Origin of the sequence: Comamonas sp. A7-5, assembly GCF_039581385.1 — a bacterium.
GTDB classification, from domain to species: Bacteria; Pseudomonadota; Gammaproteobacteria; order Burkholderiales; family Burkholderiaceae_C; genus Comamonas; species Comamonas thiooxydans.
On sequence record NZ_JBCPWO010000003.1, the window covers coordinates 499,284 to 519,321 of the forward strand.

Consider the following 20,038-nt stretch of genomic DNA (forward strand, 5'->3'; position numbering starts at 1 on the left):
CGAAGGTGTCGTCCCCCTCCCGAAGAGAGAGGGGGAAGGCGGGGCCGCCCAGGCGCACAGCGCCTCAGGGGGTCACATCAGCTTCCCCGCCAGGATCAGGTATCCGGGCACCCAGCCCGTGAGCACGCCCTGGGCAATGCACAGCCAGCCCGTGGGGCGCTCAATGCTTTTCCTCAGGGCCAGCAGCGCGAAGAACAAGGCCCAGAGTACGGCCCAGGCGGCCCAGTTGACGCCCATCCACCAGTCCAGCCCCGAGCTGGCGCTGGTCAGCGTATCGAGGGCGACGGGAACAGCGGTGATCGCCACGAACAGGCTGAACCAGCCCAGACCCCGGCCGTCGGCACCGCTGAAGCGATTGAAAGCCACCCAGAGATAGGTGAAGGCGAACAGCAGGGTCAGAGCGCCGCTCTTGACCGATGCCGCGTCGGCCGCCGGGCCGAAGATGCTGGCAAGTCCTATGCATAGCGACACCACCCCGGTGAAGATATTGATGACCCAGATTTCCTTGTCGGCAATCTTGCCCAGCATCCATAGGCCGTTGAGAAACAGCACCGCACCCACATAAAACAGCGACAAACCCAACCACATACACGCTCCTTGGCTGCAGGCCGGTGCAGCGCGGCCAGGATTGTGGGGCCGAGCGGGGCGGGGCGGAACCCTGGGCGAACGCAAAAGAGTCTTGCGCCATGGGTCGGGAATGGGCTCAGAAACCCTAGTCCCGACCGCCGCGCAGGCGGCGGTACAGCGTACCGCGCGAGATGCCCAGGGCGCGCGCGGCCTGGGAGACATTGCCGCCATGCTGGTCCAGCGTCTCCCTGATCAGCTGCGCGCTGTGCTCGCGCAGCGTTGCCAGGGGCTGTGCCTCGGCGACGGGCGTTGCTTCGGTGGTTGCAGGGCAGGCCAAGTCTTCCGCGCTGCTGGTGTCCAGGTGCGAGCCAAGGCCGTGCGAGGTTTGCAGCTGCGCCTGCATCCAGACGCCCAGGCCGCTGGCCAGGCGCAGCGGCGCGGGGCCGGGCTGGCCGCTCAGTTGCAGCAGGCGCGATAGATCATGGCCCAGCAGTTCCTGCGCGCTGCACGCTGTGTCCAAGGGCTGGCCGATGAGCTGGGCTGCGGTGCCGTTCATCCAGGCGACGCGGCCATCGGCGGCCACGCCCATCAGCGCCTGCAGCGGTGTGTGCAGCAGGGCTGGCGTCACCTGAAAGCGCAGCACCAGATGCTCGTGCGACTGAGCCTGCAGCAAGGTGTTTTCGATGGTCGTGGCGTACATGCCGACCACGGGACCGGCATCGAAGCTGAAATGCTGCTGCTCCACCATCAGATTGAGCACCCCGGCCAGGCGGCCGTGCACGTCGCGTATGGGTGCTGCTGCGCAGCGGAAGGCGTGCAGCTCGTCGAAATAGTGCTCGCCGTTGGTGACGGTGCAGGCCTGGCCGGTGGCGGCGACGATGCCCGGTGCGGTCGTGCCCATGGCCTGCTCGGACATGTTCAGGCCGATCCGCTCGTCACGGGGCCGCATGGATGCCGGGGAGACATGGAGCACGATGCCCTTGTCGTCCGTCAGCATCACGCGCGTGCCGGTGCCCGCCAGTGCCTGCTCCAGGGTCGGCAGCTCGTGCTGCAACGCCTGCAGCAGGCCGCGGCAGCGCTCCTGCGTGGCATGCAGCCGGCTGGGGCTGACCGGAGCCAGAGCCAGCCGCCGTCCATTGCAGTGCTGGCGCTGGCTGCGCAGCCAGGACTGGATGACCGCCTCGCTGACCAGGCCCGAGGGGCGTATGCCGGCCTCGAAGAACTGGCGGCGAGCCTGCAAGGCCCGCTCTGCCCCGGTGCTCGAGAAGCACTGCTGTAGCGCGTCCATCGCGCGTGGCTCATCAACGTTCATGTCATGTCCAGGCTGTCCGCAGGAGCGGTCAATGTGTTCCGCAATGGAACAGTTCTAGCCTGGGGAAATCCCGATCATGAAGAAAAACAGGCGATACACCATGCTTTGCGGCATAGCAATCACAACAGGAGACCTCGATGAAACGGCTGATCGACAACTCTCATGGACGGCCCGGTCGCATGGCCTGGATGCTGGCCGCCTGCCTGGGCAGCGCAGCGGCCCTCGCGCAAGCCGACCCTGCGGCGCAGGCCGCGGCCGCCGTGCAGCGCGTCGATGGCGCTTTCATCCGCGCCAATGCCGCCAAGACGCCCGACTGGCCCACCACCGGCGTGGACTATGCCGAGACCCGCTACAGCCGCCTCGATCAGATCAATGCCGCAAACGTCAAGGACCTGGGCCTGGCCTGGTCGTACAACCTCGAATCCACGCGCGGCGTGGAGGCCACGCCTGTGGTCGTGGACGGCATCATGTACGTCAGTGCTTCATGGAGCGTGGTGCACGCCATCGACACCCGTACCGGCAACAGGATCTGGACCTATGACCCGCAGGTCGACCGCAGCACCGGCTTCAAGGGGTGCTGCGACGTCGTCAACCGTGGCGTGGCGCTGTGGAAGGGCAAGGTCTTTGTGGGTGCCTGGGATGGCCGCCTGATCGCGCTCGATGCCGCCACCGGCAAGGAGGTCTGGCAGAAAAATACCTTCGAGGGGCAAAAGGGGTCGCTGACCATCACGGGCGCGCCGCGCGTGTTCAAGGGCAAGGTCATCATCGGCAACGGCGGCGCCGAATATGGGGTGCGCGGCTACATCACGGCCTATGACGCCGAGACCGGCGAGCAGAAATGGCGCTGGTTCAGCGTGCCCGGCGATCCGTCCAAACCCTTTGAGGACGAATCCATGAAACGCGCCGCCAGGACCTGGGATCCCAGCGGCAAATGGTGGGAGGCCGGCGGCGGCGGCACCATGTGGGACAGCATGACCTTCGATGCCGAGCTCAACACCATGTACGTGGGCACGGGCAACGGCTCGCCCTGGTCGCACAAGGTGCGCAGCCCCAAGGGCGGCGACAACCTGTATCTGGCTTCCATCGTGGCTCTGGATCCCGACACCGGCAAATACAAGTGGCACTACCAGGAAACGCCGGGCGACAACTGGGACTACACCTCCACCCAGCCCATGATCCTGGCCGACATCAAGATCGCCGGCAAGCCGCGCAAGGTCATATTGCATGCGCCCAAGAACGGTTTCTTCTTCGTGCTCGACCGCACCAATGGAAAGTTCATCTCGGCCAAGAACTTCGTGCCCGTGAACTGGGCCAGCGGCTACGACAAGAACGGCAAGCCCATCGGCATTGCTGCGGCACGCGACGGCAGCAAGCCCCAGGATGCAGTGCCGGGCCCCTATGGCGCGCACAACTGGCACCCCATGTCCTTCAACCCCCAGACTGGCCTGGTGTATCTGCCTGCGCAGAACGTGCCCGTCAACCTGATGGACGACAAGAAATGGGAGTTCAACCAGGCCGGACCGGGCAAGCCCCAGTCGGGCACGGGCTGGAACACGGCCAAGTTCTTCAATGCCGAGCCGCCCAAGAGCAAGCCTTTTGGCCGCCTGCTGGCCTGGGACCCGGTTGCGCAAAAGGCTGCCTGGAGCGTGGAGCATGTCTCGCCCTGGAACGGCGGCACGCTGACCACGGCGGGCAATGTGGTGTTCCAGGGCACGGCCGATGGCCGCTTTGTGGCCTATAACGCGACCAGCGGCGAAAAGCTGTGGGAAACGCCCACGGGCACCGGCGTGGTGGCCGCGCCCAGCACCTATATGGTGGACGGCAAGCAGTATGTCTCGGTGGCCGTGGGCTGGGGCGGTGTCTACGGCCTGGCTGCGCGCGCCACCGAGCGCCAGGGGCCGGGCACGGTCTATACCTTCGTCGTGGGCGGCAAGGCCAGGATGCCGGAATTCGTGGCCCAGCGCACAGGCCAGTTGCTGCAGGGCGTGAAATACGACCCCGCCAAGGTCGAGGCCGGCACCATGCTGTACGTGGCCAACTGCGTGTTCTGTCATGGCGTGCCTGGCGTGGACCGCGGCGGCAATATTCCCAACCTGGGCTACATGGACGCGAGCTATATCGAGAACTTGCCCAGCTTCGTCTTCAAGGGCCCGGCCATGGCGCGCGGCATGCCGGACTTCACGGGCAAGCTGTCGGGCGATGACGTGGAGTCCATCAAGGCCTTCATCCAGGGTACGGCGGACGCCATCCGGCCCAAGCCCTGAAGCCTGCACTTCACCACGCCGGTGCGCCGGTGCGCCCGAGTCACGCACCGGCGGGCCCAGATCGCAAACCTCTTCTTTTGACTCGATACCAAGGAAATAGCCTCATGCAAGACCATCTGCAGTTCTATATCGACGGCCAATGGGTGAATCCGGTCAGCCCGCGCAGCCTGGAGGTCATCAATCCCTCCAGCGAGCAAGCCATTGCCCGCATCAGCATGGGCTCGGCCGCCGACGTGGACAAGGCCGTGGCCGCCGCGCGTCGCGCCTTCGAGAGCTACTCGCGCACCAGCCGCGAAGAGCGCCTGGCCTTGCTGGTCAAGGTGCTGGAGGTCTACCAGAGCCGCTACGGCGACTTTGTGCAGACCATCTCGCAGGAGATGGGGGCGCCGCTGTGGCTGTCCAAGGCGGCACAGGCCGCCATGGGCGTGGCCCATCTGGGCTCCACCATCGAGGTCCTCAAGAACTTCGCCTTCGAACATGTGCAGGGCAGCACGGCCGTCGTGCATGAGCCCGTGGGCGTGGTCGGCATGATCACGCCCTGGAACTGGCCCATCAACCAGATCATGTGCAAGGTCGCCCCGGCCCTGGCCGCGGGCTGCACCATGGTGCTTAAGCCCTCGGAGGTCGCTCCGCTCAATGCCCTGCTCGTGGCCGAGGTGTTGCACGAGGCCGGCGTGCCGGCAGGCGTCTTCAACCTCGTCAACGGCGACGGCCCCGGTGTGGGCGAGGCCATGTCCTCCCACCCCGGCATAGACATGATGACCTTCACGGGCTCCACGCGCGCAGGCATTGCCGTGGCCAAGGCCGCGGCCGACAGCGTCAAGCGCGTGGCCCAGGAACTGGGCGGCAAGTCTGCCAACATCGTGCTGGATGACGCCAACCTGCAGAAGGCCGTGACTCAGGGCGTGCAGGCGGTGCTGATGAATTCGGGCCAGAGCTGCAACGCACCCACGCGCATGTTCGTGCCGCGCGCCCTGCATGGGCAGGCCGTGGAGATTGCCCGTAGCGTCGCCGCCGCAGCGACCGTGGCCGATGCGCTGGCCGAGGGCATGCACATGGGCCCCGTGGTCAGCGAGGCGCAATGGGGCAAGATCCAGACCCTGATCCGCAGGGGCATTGAAGAGGGCGCGACCCTGGTGGCGGGCGGCACAGGCCGCCCCGAAGGGCTGGCCCGGGGCTACTTTGTCAAACCCACGGTGTTTGCCGACGTGAGCAACGACATGACCATTGCGCGCGAAGAGATCTTCGGTCCCGTGCTGGTGATGATTCCCTACGACGACGAGGAAGACGCCATCCGCATGGCCAACGACACGGTGTACGGCCTCTCGGGTTATGTGCAATCGGGCAGCCTGGAGCGTGCGCGCCGCGTGGCCGCGCGCCTGCGCACAGGCATGGTCCACCTCAACGGCGCGGGGCCTGACTTCAATGCGCCGTTCGGCGGCTACAAGCAGTCAGGCAATGGCCGTGAATGGGGCGAGCACGGTTTCCGCGATTTCCTCGAAACCAAGGCTGTCATGGGCTACGGCGCGGCCTGATCTATTCAAAATCAATAGCTGCTGGTGCCCATCTGATGGGCGTCAGCAGCTATTTTTACTGAATATTCTGCTGACGGCGACGCGCGCGTTCCAGCTGCTGTACGACCTGACGCGGATTCATGCCGTACATCTCGGCGAACTCCTGCTCCGAAGTCTGGCCGCTGAGCTGGAAGGAGCGCAACAGCGCCTCGTCCTTGGCGGCGCGGGCATCGGCCTCGGCCAGGGCATCTACCACCAGGGCGTTGGTCTTTTCGTCACGGCCCTGCACGCGCTCGGCGTATTCCTCGCGCGTGAGACCGGAGGCTTCGTAGGCGACGACGATGCGGTTGCGCAGCTTGGGCGTCAGGTCTTCCTGCGTGCGCTGCTGGCGGCGGCGGAAGACTTCGATCAGCGCGTGGTGAACATGCTCGGGCAGCGTGGCTTCCACGGGCTGACCGCTCAGGTCATGGCGCTGCTGACCGCTGGCCATGGCCGCCAGATAGCGACCGGAGCGGGTGTGCTGCTGCAGCGCGCTCTTGAGTGCGTCCTTGTCCAGCTCCGGGTGGGCGGCCAGCAGGTCTTCAAAAATGCCGCGCTTGAAGGGCAGCAGCTGTTCGCCGAACAGGGCCGGGTGCCACTGTGCCAGCTGCTCCAGCAAGGGGTGTTGCGGACGTGCGGCCTGCGGGGCGGCTTTGGCTGCGGGAGCCGGGTTCTGGCGGCCACGGCCGCCTCGGCGCGAGCGTGAGCCGGGCTGCGAGTCCTGCACGCTGTGCTGCGATGCCGCTTGCGAGGCTTTCTGCTCTTGTGATTCAGACACGATTTCAGTCATGGCAAAGCCCGTGGGCCTGGGAAAACAAAACCCCCAATCATGCCAGCATTGCAAACTGCAGTGGCATGCGGGGGTGTCAGCCGGCAGCCAGGGCCTGATCCAGCAGCTCCACCCAGTGCATGACCGGGACCTCGGTGCCGTTTTGCAGATGGACGATGCAGCCCATGTTGGCCGAGAGAATCGCTGCGGGCTTTTCTGGGGCGAACGGCTCGTCCAGTGCAGCGATCTTGCGGTCGCGCAACTGGTGCGAGATCTCGGGCTGCAGCACCGAGTAGGTGCCGGCAGAGCCGCAGCACAGATGGGACTCGGTGCGCGCCACGCGCAGATCGAACCCCAGCTCGCGCAGGCCCGCTTCCACGCCGCCGCGCAGTTGCTGCCCATGCTGCAGTGTGCAGGGCGGGTGATAGGCCACGGGAGCCCGGGGCGCCGTGATGCGGTCCTTGAGCTTGTCCACGAGCTCGGGCAGCATGGAGGGCAGCAGTTCGCTGAGGTCGCGGGTCAAGGCGCTGATGCGCGCGGCCTTGTCGGCGTATTGCGGCTCCAGCCGCAGCAGATGCCCGTACTCCTTGACGGTGACGCCACAGCCCGAGGCGTTCATCACGATCGCCTCGACCTCGCCGCGTTCCACCAGCGGCCACCAGGCGTCGATATTGGCGCGCATCTGGGCCTTGCCGCCGTCCTGGTCGTTGAGGTGGAACTTCACCGCACCGCAGCAGCCGGCTTTGTCGGCAATCACGGTCTGCACTCCCACGGCATCCAGCACGCGGGCCGTGGCGTAGTTGATGCGCGGCATCATGGCCGGCTGCACGCAGCCTGCCAGGAGCAGCACCTTGCGTGCATGCTCGCGCACGGGCCAGGCACCGGCATCCTGGACGGTCGGTATTTTTTCGCCCAAAGACTCCGGCAGCAGGCCTTTCACGGCGCGGCCCAGCTTCAGCGCGGGGGCGAACAGCGGGGAATTCATGCCCTCCTTGAGCAGCCAGCGCTGCAGCTTCTCGCCCGTGGGGCGCTCGACCTGTTCATCGACGATCTTGCGGCCGATATCGACCAGATGGCCGTACTGCACGCCGCTGGGGCAGGTGGATTCGCAGTTGCGGCAGGTCAGGCAGCGGTCCAGGTGCAGCTGCGTGGCCCGCGTGGGTGTTTGCCCTTCCAGCACCTGCTTGATCAGATAGATGCGGCCGCGCGGGCCGTCCAGCTCATCGCCCAGGGTCTGGTAGGTGGGGCAGGTGGCGGTGCAGAAGCCGCAATGCACGCATTTGCGCAAAATGGCTTCGGCTTCCTGGCCTTCGGGCGTGGCACGGTATTCGGGCGCGAGATTGGTTTGCATGGGGTGCTGTCCTTGTTCTTACCAATGCGCCGAGAGACGGCCCACATTGAGAATGCCGGCGGGGTCGAAGGCCTGCTTGAGGCGGGCATGCAGCTGTGCCGATGTGCGGCCGGCCGGGCTGGCCTGTGCATGCGCATCGAGATCGCTGCTGGCGCTTGTCTGGCTGGCGTCCTCGGCTCTGAAAAGAGAAGCGGACCCGCCAGCTGCCTGCGCGAGTTGCTGCAAGGCGGCCGCCGCCGAACGCGGGGCCTGCACCCAGCGCTGTGCGCCATGCCAGTCGATGAACGGGCCTGCTGCGCCTTGCGGCAATGGCAGCGGCGCTGCGGTCGCAGGAGTGGACAGACGCCACAGGCAATGATCGGCAGCGCGCTGCTGGAACCAGGGCAGGTTCAGATCGCGGCTGGCGCTCCAGCCGGCGGCAACGGCATCGCTGTCCAGCCGCTCGCCACCCAGGCGCAGTGTGGCGGCCTGAACGGCGGCGCGGGCGCCGCGCAGGCGCAGATACAGCGTGCCCTTGCCGTCTTCTTCCAGCCAGTTGCTGGCATTGAGCGGCAGAGGCTGGCCGCCCCAGTGATTGAGCCAGTCCAGCGCCTGCGCCTGGCTGCAGGCGTCAAAGCGCAGCGTGGCCTCGGCCGGAGCCACGGGCAGGACCTTGAGGCTGACCTCGGTGATCAGGCCCAGCGTGCCCCAGCTGCCCGTCATCAGGCGCGAGACGTCATAGCCGGCCACATTCTTCATGACCTGGCCGCCGTAGCGCAGCAGCTCGCCCTGGCCGTTGATCATCTCCAGGCCCAGCACGAAGTCGCGCACTGCGCCCACGCTGGCACGCGACGGGCCGGACAGGCCTGCGGCGACCATGCCTCCCACGGTGCTGGCGGCGCCGAAGTGCGGCGGCTCGAAAGCCAGGCACTGGCCCTGGCTGGCCAATGTTGCCTCCAGCTCGGCCAGCGGCGTGCCGGCGCGAACGGTCACCACCAGCTCGCTGGGCTCGTAGCTGACGATACCGCTGAGCGCGCGCGTGGACAGCGGCTCGCCCTGCAGACGCAGGCCATAGAAGTCCTTGCTGCCGCCGCCGCAGATGCGCAGCGGGGTCTTGTCACTGGCAGCGGCGCGAATGCGCTCGCCGAGCTGATTGATTTGGCTGGTGGCTGAATCCATGGCCTGCATGGTAGCCGGGGCGCCCCCGGGGCAGGAAGGCCTGATCTTTGATTTTTTTGAAAAGCAGGCGTGAATAAAAAAGCCCCGCAGCTTGCACTGCGGGGCAACGTAATGAAACTGAACTTGCGAAGAGCCTGCCGCTTAGCGGGTGTAGGCCACCTCACCATGGGAAGTGATGTCCAGGCCCTGGCGTTCGGACTCTTCCGAGACACGCAGACCCACGGTCAGATCGGCAACCTTGTAGGCCACATAGGAGACCACGCCGGACCAGACGATGGTCACCAGCACGCTCTCGACCTGCACCCACAGTTGGTGGGCCATGTTGTAGCCTTCGGGCTCGATACCACCCAGGCCCTTGGCGCAGAACACGCCGGTCAGGATGGCACCCAGGATACCGCCGACACCGTGGACGCCGAACACGTCGCAGACGTCGTCAACCTTGAGCAGGCGCTTGAGACCGGACACGCCCCAGAAGCACAGAGGGCCGGCGATGATGCCCATGACAATGGAGCCCATGGGGCCGACGAAACCGGCGGCGGGCGTGATGGTCACCAGACCGGCCACGGCACCCGAGGCAGCGCCCAGCATGGAGGCCTTGCCGCGCAGCAGGGCTTCGGCCACGATCCAGGAGATGGCGGCAGCGCCGGTCGCGAGGATGGTGTTGATGAAGGCCAGGCCGGCAACGCCGTTGGCGGCACCGGCAGAGCCGGCATTGAAGCCGAACCAGCCCACCCACAGCAGGGAGGCGCCCACCATGGTCAGCGTCAGGCTGTGCGGAGGGAGGGCTTCCTTGCCGAAGCCGATGCGCTTGCCCAGCATGTAGGCACCCACCAGACCGGCCACGGCGGCGTTGATGTGCACCACGGTGCCGCCCGCGAAGTCCAGCGCGCCATCGGCACCCAGCAGACCGCCGCCCCACACCATGTGGGCCATGGGGATGTAGCTGAAGGTGAACCACAGCACGGAGAACACGATCACGGCCGCGAACTTGATGCGCTCGGCAAACGCTCCCACGATCAGCGCCACGGTGATGGCGGCGAAGGTGGACTGGAAGGCCACGAACACATATTCGGGGATGGTCTTGAGCATGGACGACAGCGTGTCAGGCGTGATGCCCATGAGGAACAGCTTGTCGAAGCCTGCGAAGAACTTGCCCTCGCCGCCAAAGGCCAGCGAGTAGCCGTAGATGGCCCACAGCACGGTGATCAGCGAAAAGATCACAAAGACCTGGGCCAGCACGGACAGCATGTTCTTGCTGCGCACCAGGCCGCCGTAGAACAGCGCCAGGCCGGGGATGACCATCAGGATCACCAGCATGGTCGAGGTCAGCATCCAGGCGGTGTCGCCGGCGCTCAGGGTGGGAACGGCCTCGGCCGCTGCTTCGGCCACAGGCGCTGCGGCGGCGGCAGCCGTTGCAGCTTCCTGGGCAAAGCCGGTGGCGCCGGCAGCCAGCAGGCCCAGTCCCAGGCCTGCGCTCAATAATTTCTTGATCATGGCAATCTTTCTCAAAACGGTTCCAGAGAGACTGGGCCTTTACAGGGCCGCGTCGCCGGTTTCTCCTGTACGGATACGGATCGACTGCTCCAGCGCCTGCACAAAAATCTTGCCGTCGCCGATCTTGCCGGTACGGGCTGCGCCCTCGATGGCGTCGATGGCGGCATCGACCAGATCGTCGGCAATCGCGGCCTCGATCTTCAGCTTGGGCAGAAAGTCCACCACATACTCGGCACCGCGGTACAGCTCGGTGTGGCCCTTCTGACGGCCAAAGCCCTTGACTTCGGTCACGGTGATGCCTTGAACACCGATTTGGGAAAGAGCTTCACGCACTTCGTCGAGCTTGAAGGGTTTGATGATGGCGATCACCATTTTCATGACGGGCTCCTGAAAAATTAAAAAGTCTTGGAGAGCGTCAGAATCAGACGCGCCTTGTTCACATCGCCGAAGTAGGCCTTCTTGTTGGCGCCGGTCACTGCCGCAGCGGCAGAGAAGCCGTCGCCCAGGTCATAGGCACCACCGACGCTGTAGTCCACATAGTTGGGAACGCCCAGGTCCTTGATGTCGCTGGAGAAATGGGTGTAACCAACTGATGCTTTCAGTGTCACCTTGGGCATCACTTCCTGGCTGTAGGAGAACTGCAGATAACCGGTATTGCGGCCCTTGAGACCCGAGCCTGCCTTGGCGCCGGCCCAGCCGAAGTAGTCCTTGGACACCGTGTGCGAGTACTTGGCCGTGAACGGGCCGTAGGTGCCGGAGCCGTAGATCTCGGTGGTGTTGCCGTTGGCGTTGCCCGAGTACACATAGGTCAGCATGCCCACGTCCCAGTCCACATCGGCAGCCTTGAACTTGTAGCCGCCGTAGAAGTCGGTTTCCAGCGAGTTGCCGGGCAGCCAGTCCACGGAGGAGTTCCAGTTGCCGACGTAGAAGCCGCTGTCGCCGAACGTGTAGTCAAAACCGCCTTGCAGCGCGGGCTTGACGGCCCTGGTGCGGCTGGCGTCCTGATCCTGACCACGGAACTTGTAGTTGGTGGTCAGGGCAACGTTGGCGGAGAGCTGGGCATGGGCCCACATGGGGGCGACAACGGCGCAGGCCAGGGCGGCAGTCTTGGCGAAAGTCTTGAAACGGCTTGCAGCGGGACTAGGCATTCAGGGTTCCTCCGGTTTGAAAATTTCGTGGCAAAAATCTCGGATGAACTCTCAAAGCACAGACCGTGCCAGTCTCTGCGGCGGCTGCGGCACGGTTCGCTGCCCAAGGCCCTAGAACAGGCAGCGGGCCATAGCTGCCCGGTACAAAAAGCTACGAGTTTTCACAATCACTGAGCGCAACTTTCGCCACCCGGTTTGCGGCCTGAACCGAATGCACCAGGATGGTGCGTTTTTGCAATGCACCGCCATGGCCCGGTTTTTATCCGGTTTTTGCACCAAACAGGTGATTTGAAAGTGAGTGCGTGCTCTCTGTTTGGGCGTGGACGCAAAAAAGCCCATCGCCTGGGCGATGGGCTTGCAGGCAGCGCTCAGCTCAGAAGCTGGCCTGGGGCAGGTCTGCCTTGGTGAACACCAGCGAAACCTTGGCTTCCTGCGGAATCGGCGGCAGCTCCTGATTCCAGTGCTGCCATGCGCTGCGCAGCTCGGCCAGTTTCCGGGGCTCGCGATCACGCAGATTGGCGCGCTCGCGCGGGTCGCTGGCGATGTTGAACAGGTATTCGATGCCCTCGATCTGCAGATATTTCCAGTCGCCCCGGATCAAGGCCTTTTGCTCGCGGTGCTTCATACGCCAGGCCAGGTCGCGCTCGGGCATCCAGCTTTGATCCTGCATCAGGGGCAGCAGGCTGATGCCGTCCAGCGGATAGTCGGCATGCGCGTCCACGCCGGCGGCGGCCAGGAAGGTGGCCGACCAGTCCATGGTCAGGCTGGGCGTGTCGCAGACGGCGCCGGCCGTCATGCGCGCCGGCCAGCGTGCCAGCAAGGGCACGCGGATGCCACCTTCAAGCAGGTCCATCTTCTGGCCCACGAAAGGCCAGGTATTGGAGAAGCGCTCGCCGCCGTTGTCGCTGGTGAAGACGATGAGCGTGTTCTCGCTCAGGCCTTTTTCCTCCAGCGCATCCAGCAGCCAGCCGATGCCTTCGTCCATGTGATGGATCATGCGCTGATAGGTGTCGATGCTGCCGCCGTCGGTGTGCTTGCCCATGCCTTGCAGGCGCTCGGATTCGGCGCGGTCCTCGCGCGTCAGCCAGGGCCAGTGCGGGGCGCTGTAGTGCAGCGAGAGGTAGAAGGGCTGCTCGGCGCTCTGGCGCTTGACGAAGTCCACCGCGCGGCGGCTCAGCAGGTCGGTCAGGTAGCCGTCTTCGGTGTGCGGCTCCTCGTTGATCCAGAAGTCGGGGCGCCCGCGCGGATCGCAGTGGGCGAAGTAGTCGGCGCCGCCGGCATGAAAGCCGTAGAACTCCTCGTAGCCCGAAAGGCGCGGGCCGAAATGCGGGGGGTAGCCCAGATGCCATTTGCCGACCAGGGCCGTGGCATAGCCGGCATCGCGCAGCAGCGAGGCCACCGTGGGGTGATCGGGCGGCAGGCCCAGCACCTTGTCGCCATGCACGCTGGCGATGGGTTCCTCGGCCGCACCGCGCAGGCGGTACTGCCAGCGACCCGTGGCCAGCGCAAAGCGCGTGGGCGAGCACACCGAGGAGTTGGAGTAGCCGCGCGTGAAGCGCAGGCCCTGGGCCGCCATGGCGTCCAGGCGCGGCGAGACGTCGGTGGCGTTGTTGTGCGCATCGCGCGCACCGGTGCAGCCCAGGTCGGCATAGCCGAGGTCATCGGCCAGGATGAAGATCAGATTGGGGCGGGAGTCAGTCATGAGATAGCGGAGAACGTTCAAAAACAGGAGCTTCTATCGCTTGTTATGCAAGGATTTTGAATAGGTTTGATGCTGAAAATGTTTGGTAACAAGCGATATCTGCTCCTCAAAAATCAGGGCTTGAAGCCCGAGCGCTGAACCGCCGGCGCCCATTGCGCGCGGTAGGCCTTGAGCATTTTTTCCGTGTCCTGCGCGCTGCTGACCACGGGCACCAGGTTGGAGGCGGCGAACTTCTGCTGCGTGTCTGCTTCCTTCATCACCTCCTGCACCAGCTGCGACAGGCGCTGCACCGTGGCCGGCGCCATGCTCTGCGGGGCGAACAAGGTGTTCCAGCCCGTGCCGACCAGGTTCACGCCCAGCTCCTTGAGCGTGGGGATACCGGGTGCCATGGTGCTGCGGCGCTCGCCCGAGGTGGCCAGCACGCGCAGCTTGCCCGCTTCATGCTGGGCGATCTGGGTGTCTAGAGTGTCCACGGCGATGGGGACCTGCCCGCCCATCAGGTCGGTGAGCAGCGGGCCCGAGCCCTTGTAGCCCACGACCTCGACGGGCACCTTGGCGGTCTCGCCCAGCATCAGCGCAAAAAAGTGCGGCAGGCTGCCCGTGGCCGGCACGCCGAAATTGGCCTGCTGCGGATTGGCCTTGAGCCAGGCCAGCAGATGCGGCAGCTCCTTCACGGGCACGGCGCTGGCGACGGCCAGGCCGAACTCGTAGCGGTTGACCTCGCTGATGGGGCGGAAGTCCTTTTCCGGCTCGTAGCCCGAGTCCGGAAACACCAGCGGCGCCACCACCATCACGGCGGGATTGGCCAGCAGCACGGCGGGCTGGGCCGCCGGGGCGTTCTTCACATACTGGGCCGACAGGCGGCCGCCCGCGCCGGGCTTGTTTTCCACGATGACCGGGCTGCCCAGCCGGGCCTGCAGCCGGTCGGCCACGATGCGCGCCACGCGGTCGGTGGCGCCGCCGGGCGGATAGCCGACCACCATGCGCAGCGGTGTCTTGTTGGGAAACAGGGCATGGGTCTCCTGGGCCTGCAGCGCGCCGCTGCCCAGCAATCCTGCGCTCAGGCCGAGCCCCGCCGCGAGCTTGCCGAAGATTCTTCTTTGCATCGTCATGTCTCTCCTGGTCTGTGATCCGAGCTGCGGGCTCACGCCATTGCTGATGGGAAAGCGGGCAGTGTAAGTGCGTGTCGGCACCGGCCTGAGCCGCTCAGATGGCCGGCGCCCGGGCCTGCGGCCTCAATCGGGTTTCAGATTGATCTTGCGGGCCAGCGCTTCCCATTTGCCCGAGATCTCGCGCACCCTGGCCTGGGCCTGCTCGGGGCTGCTGCCCACCATCTCGATATCCACGGCCTTCACCCGCTCCTGCTGCTGCGGCGAGCGGATGGCGGCATCCATGGCGGCGAGAAAGCGCTTCTGGATCTCGGCAGGAACACCCTTGGGGGCGGCCAGCAGCAGCCAGTAGGTGCCGTCGAAATCGGGGTAGCCCGACTCGGCAATCGTGGGCAACGCCGGCAGCAGCGGCGAGCGCGTGCGCCCCGTGGTGGCCAGGGCGGTGACGCGACCGCTCTGGATCTGGGGCAGCACCGTGGGGGCGGCCAGGAAGCCGCAGTCCACCTGGCCGCCCATGAGATCCTGCATGGCGGGTGCCGGTCCCTTGTAGGGCACATGCACCATCTTCACGCCGGTGCCCGACAGCAGCGACTCCATGACCAGATGACCGGGGGAGCCCGCGCCGCCGGTGGCATAGGTCAGCTCGCGTGCCTTGGCTGCCTCCAGCATGTCCTTGACGGACTTGAAGCCGAGGCCGGGGTTGCAGATCAGGGTCTGCGAGAACCTGGCAGCGGCATTGAGCACCACGATGGCATCGCTGGAGTAGCCGATGTTCTTGTAGATATGCTTGTTGACGGTGAGCACCGGGTCCATGGCCCACAGCCAGGTGTAGCCGTCGGCTGCGGCTCGGGCGACCTCGGCCGCACCGATATTGCCATTGGCACCGGCCCGGTTTTCCACGATCACGGCTTGACCTAGCGCCTTTTGCACGGCCGCCGCCAGCGGGCGCACGGCGATGTCGGAAGGGCCGGCGGGCGGGGTGGGAACGATGATGCGTATGGGCTTGGCGGGCCAGTTGTCGGCAGCATGAGATGCCGTCAGAAGCGCGGCGGCCGCCAGCCCGGCCAGAGTGCGGCGGGCGATACGGGTGCAAGGCATGGTGTCTCCTGTCGTTTTCTTTGGAGCCACTGTAAGCAGTGACTCGATAATGGATCTAATCCATCATTCCTAGAGAAAACCCACAAAGACCCATGACCAAGGCGCAGCGCCACCCCTGGCGGCAGCCGTCCGAGCTGGACGATCTGTTCCTCTACCATCTGGCCCGCCTGATGAGCTCGACCGGGACCATGGTGGTGCGCCTGTGCGAGGGCGGCTTCGGCATCACCCGGCGCGAGTGGCGCATGATCGGGCTGCTGGCCACCAAGGGCGCCATGCAGCCGTCCCAGCTCGCGGAGCTGGCGCAGCTCGATCGCACGCGCACCTCGCGCACCATCTCCACGCTGATTGTCAAGGGGCTGCTGCACAAGCAGGGCATAGCCGGCGACGGGCGCCAGGCCATGGTGCAGCTGACGGACGCCGGGCTGGCGCTGCACACCCAGCTGTTTCCGCAGATACAGGCGATCAACCAGGAGCTGCTCGGCGACGTCAGCGATACCGAGCTTGAGGTGCTGTCCCAGGTGTTCGAGCGCGTGCGCAATCGGGCGGCGCTCATGCAGGAGCAGGGCAGCTTTCCCAAGGCCGAGCGCCGCCGTGGCCGGGCTGCCGGCAGGCAGCCTGCCCGTGGCGACGACGCCGCCGGCTGACGGCCTGTGCACACCCCTATTGCCTGTTTGAGCCGCTGGCGCATACGCTAGGCCCTACAGTTGGGCTTGAAGGGGAGGGGCGTGATGGGTCTGGCACTGGTTCAAAGTCGTGCCCTGCTGGGCTTGCAGGCACCGGCTGTCACGGTGGAGGTCCATCTGGCCAACGGACTGCCTTCGTTCACGCTGGTGGGCCTGGCGGATGTGGAGGTCAAGGAGGCCCGCGAGCGCGTGCGTGCGGCCATCGTCAATGCGGGGCTGGAGTTCCCGAACAATCAGCGCATCACGGTCAATCTGGCTCCGGCAGATCTGCCCAAGGACTCAGGCCGCTTTGACCTGCCGATAGCGCTGGGAATTCTGGCGGCCAGCGGGCAGATCGATGCACAGCGGCTCGCCGATTATGAGTTTGCCGGAGAGCTGTCCCTGACCGGTGCCCTGCGTCCGGTGCGCGGGGCCCTGGCAACGGCGCTGGCCCTGCAGCGTCAGCAACAACGCGTGCGGCTGGTGCTGCCGCCAGAAAGTGCGCTGGAGGCAGCCTTTGTGCCGGCTGTCGAAGTCTTCGGCGCCGCGCATCTGCTGGATGTGGTCAGGCAGTTCATCGCGCATGAAGCCACCCTGGCGGAGCAGGGCGATGGCGTGGAAGGCTGGCAGCGGGTGCACTCCAGACCTGCTGAAGCCTCTTTGCCGTCGCTGGATCTGCGCGAGGTGCGCGGCCAGATGCAGGCCAAGCGTGCGCTTGAAATTGCAGCTGCCGGGGCTCACGGTGTGCTGATGATCGGCCCTCCGGGTTCGGGGAAATCCATGCTGGCCCAGCGCTTTGCGGGTTTGCTGCCCGGCATGACCGATGAGGAAGCGCTCGAAGCCGCAGCCATTGCCAGCCTCAGCGGTCGTTTCACGCCGCAGCTGTGGCGCCAGCGGCCATTTGCCGCTCCTCATCACACGGCCAGCTCCATCGCGCTGGTCGGTGGCGGCTCTCCGCCCCGGCCCGGCGAGATTTCATATGCCCATTGCGGGGCGCTTTTCCTGGATGAGCTGCCCGAGTTCGCGCGCAGCGCTCTGGAGGCCCTGCGAGAGCCGCTGGAGACCGGACGCATCACCATCGTGCGGGCCGTGCAGAGGGCGGAGTTCCCGGCCCGTTTCCAGCTGGTGGCAGCCATGAACCCCTGTCCCTGCGGCTTCTGGGGGTCGCGCATCAGGGCCTGCCGCTGCTCGCCCGATCAGGTGGCACGTTATCAGGCACGCATCAGCGGTCCCTTGCTGGACCGTATCGATCTGCATGTGGAGGTGGCGGCACTGTCACCCGAGGAGTTGCTGGCAGCGCCCGAAGGGGAGAGCAGCGCTGCCGTGCAGCAACGCGTGAGCGCGGCCAGGGACAAGGCCTTGCAGCGCCAGGGCCTGCCCAATCATCAGTTGCAGGGGGCACAGCTCGACACGCATCTGCAGCTGGAGCCCGAGGCGCTGACCTTTGCGCACAAGGCTGCAGCGCGCCTTGGCTGGTCGGCGCGCGGCACGCACCGGGCGTTGAAGGTGGCGCGAACCATTGCCGATCTGGCGGGCTCGGATGCCATCATGCAAACCCATCTGGCCGAGGCATTGCAATACCGCCGTGCGCTGATGCAGCCGTGATGTTTTGCCGCTCTCAGGCGGCAAGAGCCAGCGCCACGGGCTGCGCCCGTGTGGCCTGCGGATTGACACCCAGTACCTGCGCAAATGCATGCAGTGCCGGCGACCAGCCTTGTACGGCTGCGGTCACAAAACAGGTGTCGACAAAGGCCAGCTCCTGTCCGCTTCTGCCGGGCAGAGTCATCCAGTGCACGCCAAAGCGCTGCTGCTGGGCTTCGACCAGCGAGCGCGACAGCAGCGCATAGCCCATGCCGGCGGCCACGCAGCCGAGGATGGTGTCCAGCATGCCCAGCTCCATGATGCGTACCGCTGTCACCCCCATGGAGGCCATCAGCAGCTCGATCCGCTGGCGGTAGCTGCAGCCCTGACGGAAAGCCAGGAACACGGCGTTGCCGAACTCCGCCGCGGTGGGGAAGCGCGTCAGCGGCTGTCCGCTGACCAGCACCAGCTCTTCGCGGAACAGCGGCCAGGAATGCAGCTCGCTCTGCGGTGCGGCTCCGTTGATGAAGGCGCAGTCGATGTGGCCGGCCGCCAGCTCCATCAGCAATGCGGCCGTGGGCTGGGCATCCAGTTCCAGGTCGATGCCCGGATGCAGCCTGCGCAACTCGGCCAGCAGGGGCGGCAGGCGCAGGGCGGCCGTGGTTTCCATGGACCCTATGCGCAAGGCACCCTTGACCTGGCCGGCAGCAAACTGCCGGGTTTGCAGCATGGCCAGCACCTGGTCATGCGACTGCAGCATCTGCCGCGCAGATTCCAGCAGCGTACGTCCGGCCGGAGTGGGAAAGACCGGGTTGGCCCGCATCAGCAGCTGCACGCCCGCTTCGTCCTCGAGCTTTTTGATATGGGCCGTGACATTGGACTGCACGGTGTGCAGCCGCTGGGCAGCGGCACCAAAGCTGCCGCTTTCGCAGACGGCTTCGAACATGCGCAGGGATTTGAGTTGCATATGCGGCTCCAATATCTTGAAATGAGATACAAGTCATCATTTTGAATCATTGGACATGATCGGGCCGCAGCGTTTAGGCTTGATACCAATTTCCCTCCGGAACCCGAGCTGTGATCGAGCGCAAAGAACTTCCCCTGCTGTTGACCGGTTTCATGGCCACCTTGAGCGGCGTCGGCCTGGCCCGTTTCGCCTATACGGCGCTGATGCCGCAGATGGTGCATGCGGGCTGGTTCAGCGGCGAGCAGGTGGCTTATCTGGGGGCCGCCAATCTGCTCGGCTATCTGATCGGGGCTCTGGTCGCCGCGCCGCTGGCCGAGCGCATGGGCGCGCTGCGCGTGCTGGTGATCTGCTGGGTGGCCGTGACGCTGAGCTTTGCCGGCTGCAGCCTGCCCCAGCCTATGGCCCTGTTCTTTGTCTGGCGGCTGATCTCCGGCATTGCCGGTGCCGCGCTGATGGTGCTGGGCCCGTCGGTGGCCATGGCTGCAGCAGCGCCGCAGCGCCGTGCCACGCTGGGCCCGCTGATGTTCTGCGGCATTGGCGTGGGCGCCTTGCTGGCCGCCACGCTGGTGCCCATGTTTGCGCGCAGCAGCCTGAGCGCCGTCTGGTGGGCGTTGACGGCGCTGTCTGCGCTGTCGCTTTACAGCGGCTGGCATGCTGCGCGCCAGATCCAGCCGCATGCCCCTGTGGCTATCCAGCCCACGGCGACGGCCGCCACTTCCGGTGCAACGCCATGGAGCCTGGCGGTGATCCTGGTGTTGACCGCCTATGCCTGCGACGCCTTCGGCTTTGTGCCGCACACCGTGTTCTGGGTGGACTACCTGGATCGCGAGCTGCAACTGGGCGGCGCCTATGCCTCGACGCAATGGGCATTTTTCGGGCTTGGCGCGATGGTCGGGCCGCTGTGTGCGGCCTACTGCGCGACGCGCTGGGGCTGGTGGGGTACGACCACGGGCGCCTATGCCCTCAAGGCGGTGGCCATCGGTCTGCCGCTGGCCTGGTCAGGTTTCGGTGGCCATGCACTGTCGGGCTTTGTGGTGGGGGCGCTGTCACCGGGCATGGCGGCCATTACCTCGGGCTATCTGATGCAGCTCATCGGTCCCGGCCAGCACAAGAAAATGTGGGGCTACGCCACGGCGGCATTTGCGCTGCTGCAGGCCAGCTCCGGCTATCTGATGGCATTTGTCTACGCCAGCAGCGGCAGCTATCGCCAGCTGTTCGTGCTGGGCTGCGCGGCGCTGGGCCTGGGCGCGCTGCTGGTGGCCTCTAGCCGCCTGGCCCGCACTGCGCAATGATTCATATCGAG

Annotated in this window: 17 protein-coding genes; 5 read left to right on the top strand and 12 right to left on the bottom strand. The window is 65.8% G+C overall.

Annotated elements, in window-relative coordinates; translation table 11 throughout:
- Positions 1 to 72: 72 nt before the first annotated feature.
- Positions 73 to 588 carry an AmiS/UreI family transporter gene (locus tag AAIL67_RS07770; RefSeq protein ID WP_003070509.1) on the bottom strand — a complete coding sequence of 172 codons (516 nt, stop codon included), beginning with the start codon at positions 586 to 588 and terminating at the stop codon, positions 73 to 75.
- A 124-nt stretch (positions 589 to 712) separates the two neighbouring features.
- Positions 713 to 1,855 (bottom strand): helix-turn-helix domain-containing protein, encoded by a 1,143-nt coding sequence (locus tag AAIL67_RS07775; protein ID WP_224651052.1) that lies wholly within the window; start codon positions 1,853 to 1,855, stop codon positions 713 to 715.
- A gap of 161 nt (positions 1,856 to 2,016) precedes the next feature.
- Between AAIL67_RS07775 and AAIL67_RS07780 the strand changes: the two genes are divergently transcribed.
- Together AAIL67_RS07780 and AAIL67_RS07785 are read left to right on the top strand one after the other, a co-directional pair.
- Positions 2,017 to 4,143: a PQQ-dependent dehydrogenase, methanol/ethanol family gene (locus AAIL67_RS07780; RefSeq protein WP_343483701.1), complete on the top strand. Its 2,127-nt coding sequence runs from the start codon at positions 2,017 to 2,019 to the stop codon at positions 4,141 to 4,143.
- Positions 4,144 to 4,247: 104 nt separating this feature from the next.
- Positions 4,248 to 5,678 carry an aldehyde dehydrogenase family protein gene (locus tag AAIL67_RS07785; RefSeq protein ID WP_343483702.1) on the top strand — a complete coding sequence of 477 codons (1,431 nt, stop codon included), beginning with the start codon at positions 4,248 to 4,250 and terminating at the stop codon, positions 5,676 to 5,678.
- A 55-nt stretch (positions 5,679 to 5,733) separates the two neighbouring features.
- Here AAIL67_RS07785 and AAIL67_RS07790 read toward each other — a convergent pair whose 3' ends face one another.
- The 9 genes from AAIL67_RS07790 to AAIL67_RS07830 form a co-directional block, all read right to left on the bottom strand.
- On the bottom strand, positions 5,734 to 6,486 hold the full coding sequence (locus tag AAIL67_RS07790) for a ProQ/FinO family protein (protein WP_045839249.1): 753 nt from the start codon (positions 6,484 to 6,486) through the stop codon (positions 5,734 to 5,736).
- Positions 6,487 to 6,562: 76 nt separating this feature from the next.
- Positions 6,563 to 7,816 carry a glycolate oxidase subunit GlcF gene (gene glcF, locus AAIL67_RS07795; protein WP_343483703.1) on the bottom strand — a complete coding sequence of 418 codons (1,254 nt, stop codon included), beginning with the start codon at positions 7,814 to 7,816 and terminating at the stop codon, positions 6,563 to 6,565.
- Between the two features lie 18 nt (positions 7,817 to 7,834).
- Positions 7,835 to 8,983: a glycolate oxidase subunit GlcE gene (gene glcE, locus AAIL67_RS07800; RefSeq protein ID WP_063662725.1), complete on the bottom strand. Its 1,149-nt coding sequence runs from the start codon at positions 8,981 to 8,983 to the stop codon at positions 7,835 to 7,837.
- Positions 8,984 to 9,115: 132 nt separating this feature from the next.
- The gene (gene amt / locus AAIL67_RS07805; RefSeq protein ID WP_063662727.1) at positions 9,116 to 10,468 is read right to left on the bottom strand and encodes an ammonium transporter; all 1,353 of its coding nucleotides are present in this window, start codon (positions 10,466 to 10,468) and stop codon (positions 9,116 to 9,118) included.
- A gap of 39 nt (positions 10,469 to 10,507) precedes the next feature.
- Positions 10,508 to 10,846, bottom strand: a complete 339-nt coding sequence (gene glnK / locus AAIL67_RS07810; RefSeq protein ID WP_003059648.1) for a P-II family nitrogen regulator — start codon at positions 10,844 to 10,846, stop codon at positions 10,508 to 10,510.
- Between the two features lie 17 nt (positions 10,847 to 10,863).
- Positions 10,864 to 11,616 (bottom strand): TorF family putative porin, encoded by a 753-nt coding sequence (locus AAIL67_RS07815; RefSeq protein ID WP_052057548.1) that lies wholly within the window; start codon positions 11,614 to 11,616, stop codon positions 10,864 to 10,866.
- Positions 11,617 to 11,989: 373 nt separating this feature from the next.
- Positions 11,990 to 13,318, bottom strand: a complete 1,329-nt coding sequence (locus tag AAIL67_RS07820) for a sulfatase-like hydrolase/transferase (protein WP_063662729.1) — start codon at positions 13,316 to 13,318, stop codon at positions 11,990 to 11,992.
- Positions 13,319 to 13,431: 113 nt separating this feature from the next.
- Positions 13,432 to 14,424, bottom strand: coding sequence for a Bug family tripartite tricarboxylate transporter substrate binding protein (locus tag AAIL67_RS07825; protein ID WP_063662837.1), 993 nt, complete (start codon positions 14,422 to 14,424; stop codon positions 13,432 to 13,434).
- Between the two features lie 129 nt (positions 14,425 to 14,553).
- Positions 14,554 to 15,525: a tripartite tricarboxylate transporter substrate binding protein gene (locus AAIL67_RS07830; protein WP_343483704.1), complete on the bottom strand. Its 972-nt coding sequence runs from the start codon at positions 15,523 to 15,525 to the stop codon at positions 14,554 to 14,556.
- Between the two features lie 92 nt (positions 15,526 to 15,617).
- On the opposite strand from AAIL67_RS07830, the gene AAIL67_RS07835 reads away from it, so the two are divergent.
- Both AAIL67_RS07835 and AAIL67_RS07840 read left to right on the top strand, forming a co-directional pair.
- Positions 15,618 to 16,169 carry a MarR family transcriptional regulator gene (locus AAIL67_RS07835; protein WP_063662733.1) on the top strand — a complete coding sequence of 184 codons (552 nt, stop codon included), beginning with the start codon at positions 15,618 to 15,620 and terminating at the stop codon, positions 16,167 to 16,169.
- An 84-nt stretch (positions 16,170 to 16,253) separates the two neighbouring features.
- On the top strand, positions 16,254 to 17,792 hold the full coding sequence (locus tag AAIL67_RS07840; protein WP_063662735.1) for a YifB family Mg chelatase-like AAA ATPase: 1,539 nt from the start codon (positions 16,254 to 16,256) through the stop codon (positions 17,790 to 17,792).
- A 13-nt stretch (positions 17,793 to 17,805) separates the two neighbouring features.
- Here the strand turns inward: AAIL67_RS07840 and AAIL67_RS07845 are convergent, their stop codons facing one another.
- Positions 17,806 to 18,735 (bottom strand): LysR substrate-binding domain-containing protein, encoded by a 930-nt coding sequence (locus AAIL67_RS07845; protein WP_063662839.1) that lies wholly within the window; start codon positions 18,733 to 18,735, stop codon positions 17,806 to 17,808.
- A gap of 110 nt (positions 18,736 to 18,845) precedes the next feature.
- Between AAIL67_RS07845 and AAIL67_RS07850 the strand changes: the two genes are divergently transcribed.
- A complete protein-coding gene (locus AAIL67_RS07850) occupies positions 18,846 to 20,027 on the top strand; it encodes a YbfB/YjiJ family MFS transporter (RefSeq protein ID WP_343483705.1) in 1,182 nt (393 codons plus the stop codon).
- Positions 20,028 to 20,038: the final 11 nt, after the last annotated feature.

Bases quoted from the DNA above. Each gene is read 5' to 3' on its own strand.
- AAIL67_RS07770 (WP_003070509.1), bottom strand. From the start codon at position 588: ATGTGGTTGGGTTTGTCGCTGTTTTATGTGGGTGCGGTGCTGTTTCTC.
- AAIL67_RS07775 (WP_224651052.1), bottom strand. From the start codon at position 1,855: ATGGACGCGCTACAGCAGTGCTTCTCGAGCACCGGGGCAGAGCGGGCC.
- AAIL67_RS07780 (WP_343483701.1), top strand. From the start codon at position 2,017: ATGAAACGGCTGATCGACAACTCTCATGGACGGCCCGGTCGCATGGCC.
- AAIL67_RS07785 (WP_343483702.1), top strand. From the start codon at position 4,248: ATGCAAGACCATCTGCAGTTCTATATCGACGGCCAATGGGTGAATCCG.
- AAIL67_RS07790 (WP_045839249.1), bottom strand. From the start codon at position 6,486: ATGACTGAAATCGTGTCTGAATCACAAGAGCAGAAAGCCTCGCAAGCG.
- glcF (WP_343483703.1), bottom strand. From the start codon at position 7,816: ATGCAAACCAATCTCGCGCCCGAATACCGTGCCACGCCCGAAGGCCAG.
- glcE (WP_063662725.1), bottom strand. From the start codon at position 8,983: ATGCAGGCCATGGATTCAGCCACCAGCCAAATCAATCAGCTCGGCGAG.
- amt (WP_063662727.1), bottom strand. From the start codon at position 10,468: ATGATCAAGAAATTATTGAGCGCAGGCCTGGGACTGGGCCTGCTGGCT.
- glnK (WP_003059648.1), bottom strand. From the start codon at position 10,846: ATGAAAATGGTGATCGCCATCATCAAACCCTTCAAGCTCGACGAAGTG.
- AAIL67_RS07815 (WP_052057548.1), bottom strand. From the start codon at position 11,616: ATGCCTAGTCCCGCTGCAAGCCGTTTCAAGACTTTCGCCAAGACTGCC.
- AAIL67_RS07820 (WP_063662729.1), bottom strand. From the start codon at position 13,318: ATGACTGACTCCCGCCCCAATCTGATCTTCATCCTGGCCGATGACCTC.
- AAIL67_RS07825 (WP_063662837.1), bottom strand. From the start codon at position 14,424: ATGCAAAGAAGAATCTTCGGCAAGCTCGCGGCGGGGCTCGGCCTGAGC.
- AAIL67_RS07830 (WP_343483704.1), bottom strand. From the start codon at position 15,525: ATGCCTTGCACCCGTATCGCCCGCCGCACTCTGGCCGGGCTGGCGGCC.
- AAIL67_RS07835 (WP_063662733.1), top strand. From the start codon at position 15,618: ATGACCAAGGCGCAGCGCCACCCCTGGCGGCAGCCGTCCGAGCTGGAC.
- AAIL67_RS07840 (WP_063662735.1), top strand. From the start codon at position 16,254: ATGGGTCTGGCACTGGTTCAAAGTCGTGCCCTGCTGGGCTTGCAGGCA.
- AAIL67_RS07845 (WP_063662839.1), bottom strand. From the start codon at position 18,735: ATGCAACTCAAATCCCTGCGCATGTTCGAAGCCGTCTGCGAAAGCGGC.